The following is a 13,519-nucleotide window of genomic DNA, read 5'->3' as shown; positions in this document are numbered from 1 at the left end:
AATAAACAGGAGTGTAACCAATTTAATCAGGTTTTGCACCTGTACCTTACCGTGTTTTGATAACCAGACGGTTACTCTGTTTCACTTCTTCCATTACTACGTAGGTACGGGTGTCATTGACCCCCGGCAAACGCAGCAAGGTTTCGCCCAACAGCTTGCGGTAAGCCGACATGTCCGGTACGCGCGTTTTCAACAGGTAGTCGAAATCACCGGAAACCAGATGACACTCCTGAATCTCTTCAAGCTTCTGCACTGCCGAGTTGAATTGCTCAAACACATCCGGCGCGCCACGGTTCAGCGTGATCTCCACGAAAACCAGCAGGGACGCATCCAGATAATGCGGGTTGAGCAATGCGGTATAGCCATGGATGAAACCCTGGCGCTCGAGACGGCGCACGCGTTCTAAACATGGTGTCGGGGATAACCCCACGCGCTTCGAAAGCTCGACGTTCGAAATACGCCCATCCTTCTGCAGTTCATTCAGGATGTTGCGGTCGATACGGTCAAGATCTTTACCCGGGCGTTTCTTGTTGTCTGCCATTATTATTGTCTCTCTTATTTTCTTCCGTGCACTTGCCACACCCTAGCCAACGTCAATGTGTAAGGGTTCGTTCCAAGCGAAGACCCGATGCCTGTCATATGCTTCTTCACTACCATCATTCCACGCCGCGCAGCCTGTCTGTCCAACCCCGCGCGACGCCAGTAACGACGTTTAGGTCGAGAAAAAATCAGCAAACGCTTGCGCGCCCTGCTCCGCACATCCACCGCGCATTGCCGCTTCGCGGCGCAAATACGTACGATTTGCTGGTGTTACGGGGATAATTTCTTCTTCCTATGATGTTTTCGCAAATGCGCAGCGGATTGTCAAAGTAAAAGAAGCAAAATCAGAACAACGTACCGTCATGAAAAGTCTGCATCCCATTTTTGGTTATGAATCGCTGCCAGATAAACCCCGGTGGGAAGCGGCTGAGGTTGCAGAATGCGCCGTTTTTGCACGGTTGGCGCTTCGGTAACCGAATGCGGCTTTGATAAGCTAAATTTCTGCGTTTGCCGTACGATTTGCCGACAGCGGGTGCATTAATAGGCGACAACTATCATACAAATCGTTAACAACGTCGCCCGGCGCTTTTTTTACTGCGCCATTTTCCCTACAATCGGCTTCATTATCCGCCATTGTGGAATAAAGAGGTTATTCATGGGCACGGCTAAACATAGCAAATTACTGATTCTGGGTTCCGGCCCGGCCGGTTACACCGCCGCCGTCTACGCGGCGCGCGCCAACCTGAACCCGGTGCTGATCACCGGTCTGGAACAAGGTGGCCAGCTGACCACCACTACCGAAGTCGAAAACTGGCCGGGCGACGCCGAAGGCCTGACCGGTCCGGCGCTGATGGAGCGCATGCGCGAGCACGCGGAGAAGTTCCAGACTGAAATCGTCTTCGATCACATCAACAGCGTCGATCTGCAGCAGCGTCCGTTCCGCCTGTTCGGCGACAGCGGTGAATACAGCTGCGACGCGCTGATCATCGCGACCGGTGCCTCCGCCCGCTACCTTGGCCTGCCTTCCGAAGACGCCTTCAAGGGCAAAGGCGTTTCCGCCTGTGCGACCTGCGACGGTTTCTTCTACCGCAACCAGAAAGTCGCGGTGGTCGGCGGCGGCAACACTGCCGTTGAAGAAGCGCTGTATCTGTCCAACATCGCCGCCGAGGTTCATCTGATCCACCGCCGCGACAGCTTCCGTTCAGAGAAGATTCTGATCGACCGGCTGATGGAGAAAGTAAAAAGCGGCAACATCGTGCTGCACACCGACCATACGCTGGACGAGGTGCTGGGCGATGAAATGGGCGTCACCGGTGTGCGTATCCGCAGCACCAAAGCGGAAAACGAAACCCGTGAACTGGAACTGGCCGGCGTGTTCATCGCCATCGGCCACAGCCCGAACACCGGTATCTTCGGCGGCCAGCTGGAGTTGGAAAACGGCTACATCAAGGTGCAGTCCGGCATTCACGGCAATGCGACCCAAACCACCATTCCCGGCGTTTTCGCCGCAGGCGACGTGATGGATCACATCTACCGCCAGGCGATCACCTCTGCCGGTACCGGTTGTATGGCGGCGCTGGACGCAGAACGTTACCTGGACGGCATCGCCGGCGCAGAAGTCTGCTAAGGCTTTCTCGCCACCAGTAAAAAGCGGCTCTCGGGCCGCTTTTTTTGTCCCTTTCTTCTGCGCTCCCCCAATCACGTCTGTTATAGCAACATTTGGCCGCTTTATTATTTTCAGTCTGCCGGGTGACGAGGTAACATGAAACCTCGCTTGTTTGTCGCCGATTGCGTCAAACACTATTATTTAACAGTACGTTAACCCAGCCCGTAACAAACGGGCGCCGGCGACGCAGACGCATATCTGATGAAAAAAACCAGACAGCAACAGTTAACCCGTTGGCTTAAAACCCAGAGTTCGTTAGCGCAGCGTTGGCTGCGCCTTTCCATGCTGTTGGGGCTGTTCAGCGGCCTGCTGATCGTGGCGCAGGCGTGGCTGCTGGCCAGCCTGCTGCACGCCCTGATCATCGAACAGACCCCGCGCGAACAGCTGATCCCTTCGTTTATCTGGCTGGCTGCCACGTTCGCGCTGCGGGCGCTGTTGAGCTGGCTGCGGGAGCGAGTCGGCTTCCTGTGTGGGCAGGTGATCCGCCAGCGTATGCGCCAGCAGGTACTGGATAAGCTCCAGCAGCTCGGCCCGGCCTGGATCCAGGGCAAACCGGCGGGCAGCTGGGCCAGCATCATCGTCGAGCAGATCGAGGATATGCAGGACTATTACTCGCGCTATCTGCCACAGATGTATCTGGCGGTCTTCATCCCACTACTGATCCTAATTGCCGTCTTCCCAATCAATTGGGCCGCAGGCGTCATTCTACTGGCGACCGCGCCGCTGATCCCGCTGTTCATGGCGCTGGTCGGCATGGGAGCCGCCGACGCCAACCGCCGCAATTTCGTGGCGCTGGCGCGATTGAGCGGCAACTTCCTCGACCGCCTGCGCGGCCTGGATACCCTACGGCTGTTTGACCGCGCGCAGGCCGAAACCGCGCAGATCGCCAAATCCTCTGAAGACTTCCGCAGCCGTACCATGGAAGTACTGCGTATGGCCTTCCTCTCTTCCGGCGTGCTGGAGTTCTTCGCTTCGATCTCCATCGCCGTGGTGGCGGTTTACTTCGGCTTTTCCTATCTCGGCGAACTTAACTTCGGCAGCTACGGCCTCGGCGTAACGCTGTTTTCCGGTTTTCTGGTGTTAATTCTGGCGCCGGAATTTTTCCAACCGCTGCGCGATCTCGGCACCTTCTATCATGCCAAAGCACAGGCAGTCGGTGCGGCGGAAGCGCTGGAAACCTTCCTCAGTGCCGAAGGCGAGCAGATGGGCAACGGCACGCGGCAACTGCCCGCCGATCAACCGCTGACGCTGCAGGCGAACGCGTTGGAAATCCTGTCGCCGAACGGCGTGCTGCTGGCCGGGCCGCTGAGTTTCACTCTTCAACCACAGCAGCGCGTGGCGCTGGTCGGGTTAAGTGGCGCCGGTAAAAGCTCGCTGCTAAACCTGCTGCTCGGCTTCCTGCCTTATCGCGGCTCGTTGACCGTCAACGGCATTGAGCTGCGTGAACTGTCCGCCGAAACCTGGCGCCAGCAGCTGAGCTGGGTCGGCCAGAACCCGCACCTGCCGGCACAAACCCTGCGCGCCAATATCCTGCTGGGCTGCCCGCAGGCCGACGAAGTGCAGCTGCAGCAGGCGGTGGAACACGCTTACGTCAGCGAACTGCTCCCTTATCTGCCGCAGGGGCTCGACACCGAAGTGGGCGACAATGCCGCTCGCCTGTCGGTCGGCCAGGCGCAGCGCGTGGCGGTCGCCCGGGCGCTGATCGGCCCGCGCCGCCTGCTGCTGCTGGATGAACCGGCCGCCAGCCTCGATGCCCACAGCGAACAGCGAGTGATGCAGGCGTTAAATGCCGCTTCACATCAGCAAACCACCCTGCTGGTAACGCACCAGTTGGAAGACACCGAAGACTACGATCAGATTTGGGTGATGGATAACGGGCGCATCGTGCAGCAAGGCGATTACGCCACCCTCAGCGCTCAGCCGGGCCTGTTTGCCACTCTGATCGCCCATCGCCGCGGGGAGCTTTAATCATGCGCGTTTTGCTGCCGTTTTTGGCGTTGTATCGCCGCCATAGCCTGCTGATTAGCCTGGGCATCCTTTTGGCGATCGTCACTCTGCTGGCCAGCATCGGCCTGCTGGCGTTATCAGGCTGGTTCCTGGCCGCTTCGTCGCTGGCCGGACTGGCGGGCCTGCTGACCTTCAACTACATGTTGCCGGCCGCCGGCGTGCGCGGCGCGGCAATCTTCCGCACCGCAGGGCGCTATGCCGAGCGCGTAGTCAGCCACGACGCCACCTTCCGCGTGCTGTCGCATCTGCGAGTATTCACCTTCAGCAAGATCCTGCCGCTGACGCCGGGCGGCATCGCCCGTTTCCGCCAGGCCGAACTGCTCAACCGCCTGGTGGCGGACGTGGACACGCTGGATCATCTTTATCTGCGGGTGATCTCGCCGCTGATCAGCGCGGCGATGGTGATCCTGGTGGTCACCTACGGTTTGAGCTGGCTCGATCCTGCGCTCGCCTTGACGTTGGGCGGCATCCTGTTGCTGCTGTTGCTGCTGGTGCCGCCAGTGTTCTATCGCGCCGGCAAACCGATCGGCAGCCAGCTTACGGCCCTGCGCGGCCAGTACCGCACCGATCTGACCGCTTGGCTGCAGGGGCAGGCAGAGCTGGTGGTGTTCGGCGCCATCAACGACTTCCGCCAAACGCTGAACGCCACCGAACAGCTGTGGCAACGCCGCCAGTGGCAGCAGGCCTCGCTGAGCGGCAAGGCTCAGGCGCTGATGATCCTCGCCAGCGGGCTGACGGTGACGCTGCTGCTGTGGCTGACCGCCACCGGCATCGGCGGCGATACCCAGCCCGGCGCGCTGATCGCGCTGTTTGTCTTCGCCGCGCTGGCGTCGTTCGAAGCGCTGATGCCGGTCGCCGGTGCCTTCCAGCATCTCGGCCAGGTGATCGCCTCCGCCACGCGGGTCAAACAGATCATCGATCGTCAGCCGGAGGTCACCTTCCCGGCTGCCGGCCCGGCCGCCGCCGATCGGGCTCAACTTAGCCTGCAGCAACTGAGTTTCACCTACCCCGACCAGCCGCAGCCGGTGCTGCGCGACGTCACGCTCGAGGTCGCGGCCGGTGAACACATCGCCTTGCTCGGCCGCACCGGCTGCGGCAAGTCCACCCTGCTGCAACTGCTGACCCGCGCCTGGCGCACCGACGGCGGAAAAATTCTGCTCAACGGCGAGCCGCTGGAGGATTATGATGAAACCACGCTGCGTCGGATGACCACGGTCGTCAGCCAGCGGGTGCATATCTTCAGCGATACGCTGCGGGAAAACCTGCGGCTGGCCGCGCCGGACGCCGACGACGCTCACCTGAGCGAGGTGCTGCAGCAGGTGGGGCTCGGCAAATTGCTGGACAGCGACGGCGGGCTGAACGCCTGGCTGGGCGAAGGCGGCCGGCAGCTGTCCGGCGGCGAACAGCGCCGTTTGGGCATCGCCCGCGCACTGCTGCACCCTGCCCCGTTGCTGCTGCTCGACGAACCGACCGAAGGGCTGGACGCCGAAACCGAGCAGCAGATCCTGGCGCTGCTGCGCCGGCATTGCCAGGGCAAGACGCTGATCCTGGTGACACACCGTCTGTACGGCCTGGAACATCTCGACCGCATTTGTGTGATGGATGACGGCCGGATTGTCGAACAGGGCGATCACGCCACCCTGATGCATCAGCAGGGCCGCTATGCCCGCTTTCGCAACCGTATCAGCAACCTGGCGCCGTAATCGGCCCGTAGAGGACGCAGAGAGCCTGTATGCGCATCGTTAAACTTTCCCCCCAGTCGCTGGCGTTTCCCTCGCCTGAGGGCGCCCTGCGCGACCCTAACGGCCTGCTGGCTATCGGCGGCGACCTGACGGCGCCGCGGCTGCTGGCGGCCTACGAGCGCGGCATCTTCCCCTGGTATTCGCCGGGAGAGGCGATCCTGTGGTGGTCGCCCGATCCGCGCGCGGTGCTGTTTCCGGCAGAGTTTCATCTCAACCGCAGCCTGAAACGCTTTTTGCGCCACGATCCGTTTCGCATCACGCTCAATCACGACTTCGCCGCGGTGATCGCCGCCTGCGCCCACCGGCCGGATGAAGGCACCTGGATCGGCCCGGAGGTACAGCGTGCCTATCAGCATCTGCACCGCCTCGGCTACGCGCACTCGGTAGAGGTATGGCAGGATAATCAACTGGTCGGCGGCATGTACGGCGTGGCGCAAGGCGCATTGTTCTGCGGCGAATCGATGTTCAGCCGCGTCACCAACGCCTCCAAATGTGCATTGATGGCCTTTTGCCGCCATTTTGCCGCTTATGGCGGGGAATTGATTGACTGCCAGGTGCTGAACGCTCACACTGCCCGCCTTGGCGCGCGTGAAATTCCGCGCCGTCAATTTTTGCAGCAGCTCAGCACCCTTCAACGGCGGCCTTTGGCGTCGGCGTGCTGGGAGCCGCAAGTCATATCCCCACAGCCGGCTGAACCGCCCTCTCCAGTAAACTAATTGGTGGAAACGGTGCAATGTTCACCGACACATCTTTACATAATGGGGGTTTTTCGGCATTATCTTGCCGGTTAAAAACTAAGGTAGTTAGACCTAGAGGATTCGATGGCCAAAGAAGACAATATTGAAATGCAGGGCACCGTTCTTGATACGCTGCCGAACACCATGTTCCGCGTTGAATTGGAAAACGGGCACGTGGTAACCGCACACATCTCCGGTAAAATGCGTAAAAACTATATCCGCATCCTGACGGGCGACAAAGTCACTGTAGAGCTGACCCCGTACGACCTGAGCAAAGGCCGCATTGTCTTCCGTAGCCGTTAATCGGCTCACCGCGCGCCACACGCTGGCGGCATCGAGGATGTAATCCCTCGGGAGCCCTTTCCGTTTACCCCCGCAGCGACGTTACATAACGGGTTGCAGGTGCGCAGGTAAACTGAGAGGGCTCACTCATTTCTGTTGTATGGTGAATCTCACCCATAAAAAAGCGATGCCGAAGCATCGCTTTTTCTTTGCCTGAAGGCGGCCTTAATGCACCGCGCCCTCGTCCGCCTTGCGTTTGGCGGCGCTGAGGAAGTGGTAGGTCAGCTGTTTCTTGTCCTTGTCCAGCTCGACCTTCACGGATCCGCCATCCACCAGCGAGCCGAACAGCAGTTCGTTGGCCAACGGTTTCTTCAGGTTTTCCTGCATGACGCGCGCCATCGGACGAGCGCCCATCGCACGGTCGTAACCCTTCACCGACAGCCAGTCGCGCGCTTCGTCGCTCACTTCCAGCGAGACGCCCTTCGCATCCAGCTGCGCCTGCAGTTCGACGATAAACTTGTCGACCACCTGCTGGATCACCTCGGTAGACAGATGGTTGAACCAGATGATGTTGTCCAGACGGTTGCGGAACTCCGGCGTAAACACCTTCTTGATCTCTTCCATCGCGTCGGTGCTGTTGTCCTGCTGCACCAGGCCGATCGATTTGCGTTCCGTTTCCCGCACACCGGCGTTGGTGGTCATCACCAGGATCACGTTGCGGAAGTCCGCCTTGCGGCCGTTGTTGTCGGTCAGCGTCCCGTTGTCCATCACCTGCAGCAGCAGGTTGAACACATCCGGGTGCGCCTTCTCGATCTCATCGAGCAGCACCACCGCATGCGGATGCTTGATCACCGCATCGGTCAGCAGCCCGCCCTGATCGTAACCGACATAGCCTGGAGGCGCGCCGATCAGACGGCTGACGGTATGCCGCTCCATATACTCGGACATGTCGAAACGCAGCAGCTCGATATCCATCGCCTTGGCCAATTGCACGGTGACCTCGGTTTTCCCGACCCCGGTAGGCCCGGCGAACAGGAAGGAACCGACCGGCTTGCGCTCGTGGCCCAGACCGGCTCGGCTCATCTTGATCGCCTCGGTCAACGCTTCGATCGCCTGATCCTGGCCGAACACCAGCATCTTCAAACGATCGCCCAGATTTCGCAGCACGTCGCGATCGCTGGCCGACACGGTTTTCTCCGGGATGCGGGCAATGCGCGCCACCACGGATTCGATATCGGCCACGTTGACGGTTTTCTTGCGCTTGCTGGCCGGCATCAACCGGCTGCGGGCGCCCGCTTCGTCGATCACGTCGATCGCCTTGTCCGGCAGATGACGATCGTTGATGTATTTCACCGACAACTCCACCGCGGCGCGGATCGCCTTGGCGGTATAACGCACGTCGTGGTGCGCTTCATACTTGGCCTTCAGGCCGTTGATGATCTGAACGGTCTCTTCCGCCGTCGGCTCGGTGATGTCTATCTTCTGGAAACGGCGCGCCAGGGCGCGATCCTTTTCGAAGATGTTGCTGAATTCCTGGTAGGTGGTCGAGCCGATCACCCGGATTTTACCGCTCGACAGCAGCGGTTTGATCAGGTTGGCGGCATCCACCTGCCCACCGGAAGCCGCGCCGGCGCCGATGATGGTGTGAATTTCATCGATGAACAGGATGCTGTTCTGATCCTGTTCCAGCTGCTTGAGCAGCGCTTTGAAGCGCTTCTCAAAGTCGCCGCGGTATTTGGTACCGGCCAGCAGTGAGCCGATATCCAGCGAATACAGCGTGCAGTCCGCCATCACTTCCGGCACGTCGCCCTGCACGATACGCCAGGCCAGGCCTTCGGCGATGGCGGTCTTGCCGACGCCGGATTCCCCGACCAGCAGCGGGTTATTTTTACGACGACGGCACAGCACCTGAATCGCGCGCTCCAGCTCACGATCGCGGCCGATCAACGGATCGATGCCGCCCACACGGGCCAACTGATTGAGGTTGGTGGTGAAGTTTTCCATACGGTCTTCCCCTCCGGACTGCTCTTCGTTCACCGGGTTTTCCGCATTCGGTGCTTGGCCCGGCTCGTCTTTACGCGTGCCATGTGAAATGAAGTTCACCACATCGAGACGGCTGACGTCGTGTTTGCGCAGCAGATAGGCCGCCTGCGACTCCTGCTCGCTGAAGATGGCCACCAACACGTTGGCGCCGGACACTTCGCTGCGGCCGGAAGATTGCACATGGAAGACCGCACGCTGCAACACGCGCTGGAAGCTGAGCGTCGGCTGAGTGTCGCGCTCTTCTTCGCCGGCGGGCAGCGTCGGTGTGGTTTGTTCGATGAAGGCTTCCAGCTCCTGGCGCAACGCAGCCAGATCCACCGTACATGCCTCAAGCGCTTCTCGCGCGGCAGGGTTGCTCAGCAACGCCAGCAACAGGTGCTCCACGGTCATAAACTCGTGTCTGTGCTCACGCGCCCTGGCGAACGCCATGTTGAGACTGAGTTCCAGTTCTTGATTGAGCATAAGCACCTCCCCAATAGATTGCCTTATTCAGGCTTTTTCCAGCGTACAAAGCAACGGATGCTCGTTCTCCCTTGCGTACCGGTTCACATGGACGACTTTGGTTTCCGCCACCTCGGCGGTAAAAACACCACAGATCGCCTTACCTTGATAGTGGACCGTGAGCATCAGTTGCGTTGCGCGTTCAATATCATAAGAAAAGAACTTTTGCAGAACGTCAATCACAAATTCCATCGGTGTGTAATCGTCGTTGTTAAGTATAACTTTATACATAGACGGCGGTTTTACCGCATCGATTTGTTTTTCCTCGGCCAAGTGTTCAAAGTTTAGCCAGTCGTTGCTATTGCCCATCGCTGCTCATCTTCTCTGCTCTGCCCTCTTATATGGGGGCAGGTTTCGGTTATTCAAAGTGGGGGATAATTACTATTTTATCATCTTCGGCTGCGTCCCGCCGCACTGTAACGTGCGCAAAAAAACGGGCCAATTGTGACTGAATCGTGGCAATAGCGTTACCTGCTTCAAACTTTGGTGAACTGCTCCCCGCCGACAAAAGCCGATCCCTTGACGGCCCGATCATTTGCTCTAGAGTGTAAATTCGTGGCTGGTGGTCTTTTAACCACCCTTTGTCCACGCTGCTACCCGCCCACGGCGGGTGCGAAATCAGTTATTCATCTCACTTAAAATAGCGTTGCGAGGGATGTAAAAGCATGGAGACGGGTACTGTTAAATGGTTTAACAACGCCAAAGGTTTTGGCTTCATCTGCCCAGCCGGCGGTGGCGAAGATATTTTCGCGCATTATTCCACCATCAAGATGGATGGTTACAGAACGTTGAAGGCGGGCCAGCAGGTCAGCTTCGACGTGCATCAAGGGCCAAAAGGGAACCATGCCAGCCTTATTGTGCCGGTGGAAAGCGAGGCGCTGTCCTAAACGCTTCCGGCAGCGTCGCGCTGCACCGACCGTGACTGCGATAAAAATGCCAGCCGCCGTGTGACTGGCATTTTTTATGCCTTTTACTTACTCGCGCGCCAGCGCATCGATCGGATTCAGCCGCGCAGCATTGCGTGCCGGCAGGTAGCCGAACACCACGCCGATGCCGGTGGAACAAAGGAACGCGCTCAGCAACGCCGCCGGCGGGAAGCTGATCTGCCAGCCCGGCAATACCAGCTGCACCGCCAGGCCGATGGCGAACGACAGCGTAATCCCCAGCGCGCCCCCCACCAGACAGACCAATACCGCCTCGATCAAGAACTGCTGCAACACGTCGCCTGAGCGTGCCCCCACCGCCATGCGAATACCGATCTCGCGCGTGCGCTCGGTCACCGACACCAGCATGATGTTCATCACGCCGATGCCGCCGACCACCAGCGAAATCACCGCCACCAGCGTCAGGAACAGCTGCAGCGTGCGGGTGGTTTTCTCCGCGGTTTGCACCAGGCTGTCCATGTTATAGGTGAAGAAGTCCTTCTTGCCGTGGCGCAGCGTCAACAGGCGCGACAGCTGCTGTTCCGCTTCCTTGCTGTCGTAGCCGTCGCGGATACGCACGGTGATAGAATCGAAGTAGCTGTTGCCCATCAGCCGGTTGGCCATGGTGCTGTAAGGCACCCACACGTTCAGCGTCTTGCTGCTGCCGAACATCGACTGCTTTTCCTTGGCCACGCCAACCACCGTCGCCGGCATGTTGCCCACCAGGATCACTTCGCCCACCACGTTCTTCTGGTGCGGGAACAGCCGCCGCTGGGTATTGGCGTCGATCACTACCGTCTGCGCCTGCGACTGCACCTGCAGCGGATCGATGCCGACGCCCTGGGTAAAGCTCATGCCATACACGCGGAAGAACTGCTCGCTGACGCCGTTGACGTTGGCCGCCGCGTCGACGTTGCCCAAGCGCAGCCGCATGCTGCTGCTGATGCTCGGCGACAGCGCGCTGATGTAAGGCTGTTCGCGCAGCGCATCGAGATCGCCGTATTTCAACGATTGCCGGTAGGTCGGATCGTCGTCGCCGAAGTCCTTGCCGGGGTAGATGTCGACGGTGTTGGTGCCGATGGATTTGATGTCCGCCAGCACCATCTGCTTGGCGGCGTCGCCGATCACCAGGATCGACACCACCGAGGCGATGCCGATAATGATGCCGAGCATGGTCAGCGCGGTGCGCATCTTGTTGGCCGCCATCGCACGCCATGCCATCACCAACGCCTCGCGGAAACGGCCGCCCATCTGCCGCCAGGAAGCCGCCGCGGCGGCCAGCGCCAGCGGTTTGGCCTGCGCATTCTCCTGCGGTGCCGGGCGCGAGTCGGCAATGATCTCGCCATCGCGGATCTCGATGATCCGCTCAGCCTGGCGCGCCACCGCCGGATCGTGGGTCACCAGGATCACGGTGTGGCCCTGGGCGCACAGCTGTTTGAGGATCGCCATCACCTCTTCGCCGGAGTGGCTGTCGAGCGCGCCGGTCGGTTCATCCGCCAGGATCACCTGCCCGCCGTTCATCAGGGCGCGGGCGATACTGACGCGCTGCTGCTGGCCACCGGAAAGCTGGCTCGGCCGGTAGTTGACGCGCTCCCCCAGCCCCAGACGCCGCAACAGCGCCACCGCCCGTTCGCGCCGCGCCGCTTTGCCCAGCCCCGCGTACACCGCCGGCACTTCGACGTTGTGCGCCGCGCTCAGGTGCGGCAGCAAATGATAGCGCTGAAAGATAAAGCCGAAATGCTCGCGCCGCAGCTGCGCCAACGCATCGTCGCTCAGCGTCGCCACATCCTGCCCGGCCACCCGATACACGCCGGCGCTCGGCTTGTCCAGACAGCCGAGAATGTTCATCAGCGTCGATTTGCCGGAACCGGAGGCCCCCATGATCGCCACCATTTCACCGGCTTCGATGCTCAGGCTGATCCCCTTCAGCACCTCCACCGTCTGCTCGCCGGAACGGTAGCTGCGGCGAATGCCGCTCAGTTGCAACAGCGCCGCCATCAGCCGGCCTCCACGCCGCCGCGGCTGACGATCACCTCATCACCCGCCTCAAGCCCGCTGAGGATCTGCACGTCGATATTGTTGCGCAGGCCGATGGCCACCTCGCGCTTCTCTTCCTTACCCTGTTTCAGCACCGAGACGTGGTAGCGATTGTCGGCGATCTGATCGCCCAGCGCCGCCAGCGGGATCACCAACGCCTGCTCGACGCCAGCCAGCTGAATATGCACCTGCGCCGTCATTTGCAAGCGCAACAGCCTTTCCGGGTTGGGCACTTCGAAGCGCGCATAATAGAAGATGGCGTTGTTGACCTTTTCCGGCGTCGGCTGAATGTCTTTCAGCACGCCGTCGAAGCGCCGGGTCGGATCGCCCAGCACCGTGAACCAGGCCTTCTGACCCGGCTTGAGGTTGATGACGTCGGCCTCCGACACTTGGGCCTTCACCAGCATGGTGCCAAGATCCGCCAGCGTCAGAATGTTCGGCGCCTGCTGCGCCGCGATCACCGTCTGGCCCTGCAGTGTAGTGATCTGCACCACGTCGCCATCCATCGGCGCTTCGATGCGGGTATAGGCCAGGTTGATCTTGGCGGTATCCAGGCTGGCCTGGTTCCGCGCGATTTGCGCATTGATGGTACCCACCTGCGCCTTCTTCACCGCCAGCTGCGTCGCCGCCTGATCCAGATCCTGGCGCGACACCGCCTGCAGCTTGGCCAACGCCTGGTTGCGCTGCAGCGTGACCGCCGCCAGTTGCTGTTCGGCTTGCGCCTGCAGCAGCTGAGCATGCAATTCGCGCAGCGTCGCCTCCCCTTCGCGGATACTGTTCTGCGCCTGTTGCGGATCGATGATCCCCAGCAACTGGCCTTTCGTTACCTTGTCGCCGATCTCGACATACAGCTTTTCCAACTGCCCGCTGACCTGCGCGCCGACGTCAACCTTGCGCACCGCGTCCAACTGGCCGGTCGCCAACACGTTCTGCTGCAGATCGCGCTTGGTGACTTTTACCGTTTTGAAATCGGTTGGCGCCGGATGGCGAAAATGCCAAACGGCCGCCGCGGCAACCGCCGCGATAACCGCCAGAACGAGT

Annotated in this window: 11 protein-coding genes; 6 read left to right on the top strand and 5 right to left on the bottom strand. The window is 60.3% G+C overall.

Annotated features, from left to right (window positions below; genetic code table 11):
- Positions 1-46: 46 nt before the first annotated feature.
- Positions 47-541, bottom strand: a complete 495-nt coding sequence (gene lrp, locus EGY12_RS15320) for a leucine-responsive transcriptional regulator Lrp (RefSeq protein ID WP_004928318.1) — start codon at positions 539-541, stop codon at positions 47-49.
- A gap of 654 nt (positions 542-1,195) precedes the next feature.
- Here lrp and trxB point away from each other — a divergent pair.
- The 5 genes from trxB (at position 1,196) to infA (ending at position 6,995) form a co-directional block, all read left to right on the top strand.
- Positions 1,196-2,167, top strand: a complete 972-nt coding sequence (trxB, locus tag EGY12_RS15310; RefSeq protein WP_019454557.1) for a thioredoxin-disulfide reductase — start codon at positions 1,196-1,198, stop codon at positions 2,165-2,167.
- A 240-nt stretch (positions 2,168-2,407) separates the two neighbouring features.
- Positions 2,408-4,174 carry a cysteine/glutathione ABC transporter permease/ATP-binding protein CydD gene (gene cydD / locus EGY12_RS15305; protein WP_123894494.1) on the top strand — a complete coding sequence of 589 codons (1,767 nt, stop codon included), beginning with the start codon at positions 2,408-2,410 and terminating at the stop codon, positions 4,172-4,174.
- A 2-nt stretch (positions 4,175-4,176) separates the two neighbouring features.
- A complete protein-coding gene (cydC, locus tag EGY12_RS15300) occupies positions 4,177-5,916 on the top strand; it encodes a cysteine/glutathione ABC transporter ATP-binding protein/permease CydC (protein ID WP_123894493.1) in 1,740 nt (579 codons plus the stop codon).
- A 29-nt stretch (positions 5,917-5,945) separates the two neighbouring features.
- The gene (aat, locus tag EGY12_RS15295; protein WP_123894492.1) at positions 5,946-6,671 is read left to right on the top strand and encodes a leucyl/phenylalanyl-tRNA--protein transferase; all 726 of its coding nucleotides are present in this window, start codon (positions 5,946-5,948) and stop codon (positions 6,669-6,671) included.
- A 105-nt stretch (positions 6,672-6,776) separates the two neighbouring features.
- Positions 6,777-6,995, top strand: a complete 219-nt coding sequence (infA, locus tag EGY12_RS15290; protein WP_002211347.1) for a translation initiation factor IF-1 — start codon at positions 6,777-6,779, stop codon at positions 6,993-6,995.
- A 204-nt stretch (positions 6,996-7,199) separates the two neighbouring features.
- Here the strand turns inward: infA and clpA are convergent, their stop codons facing one another.
- Both clpA and clpS read right to left on the bottom strand, forming a co-directional pair.
- Positions 7,200-9,479, bottom strand: a complete 2,280-nt coding sequence (gene clpA, locus EGY12_RS15285) for an ATP-dependent Clp protease ATP-binding subunit ClpA (protein ID WP_004928343.1) — start codon at positions 9,477-9,479, stop codon at positions 7,200-7,202.
- Between the two features lie 27 nt (positions 9,480-9,506).
- The gene (gene clpS / locus EGY12_RS15280; protein WP_015671738.1) at positions 9,507-9,827 is read right to left on the bottom strand and encodes an ATP-dependent Clp protease adapter ClpS; all 321 of its coding nucleotides are present in this window, start codon (positions 9,825-9,827) and stop codon (positions 9,507-9,509) included.
- 356 nt (positions 9,828-10,183) lie between these two features.
- Between clpS and cspD the strand changes: the two genes are divergently transcribed.
- A complete protein-coding gene (gene cspD / locus EGY12_RS15275) occupies positions 10,184-10,405 on the top strand; it encodes a cold shock-like protein CspD (protein WP_004928349.1) in 222 nt (73 codons plus the stop codon).
- 87 nt (positions 10,406-10,492) lie between these two features.
- On the opposite strand, the gene macB is transcribed toward cspD, so the two are convergent.
- Both macB and macA read right to left on the bottom strand, forming a co-directional pair.
- Entirely contained in the window at positions 10,493-12,439 is a 1,947-nt protein-coding gene (macB, locus tag EGY12_RS15270) for a macrolide ABC transporter ATP-binding protein/permease MacB (RefSeq protein WP_123894491.1), read from the bottom strand.
- Positions 12,439-13,503 carry a macrolide transporter subunit MacA gene (gene macA, locus EGY12_RS15265; RefSeq protein WP_253722970.1) on the bottom strand — a complete coding sequence of 355 codons (1,065 nt, stop codon included), beginning with the start codon at positions 13,501-13,503 and terminating at the stop codon, positions 12,439-12,441. Before macA ends, macB begins: the two co-directional genes overlap by 1 nt.
- Positions 13,504-13,519 lie beyond the last annotated feature (16 nt).

Source organism: Serratia sp. FDAARGOS_506, assembly GCF_003812745.1.
Taxonomy (GTDB): Bacteria; Pseudomonadota; Gammaproteobacteria; order Enterobacterales; family Enterobacteriaceae; genus Serratia.
This window is presented reverse-complemented; position numbering and strand designations above follow the sequence as displayed.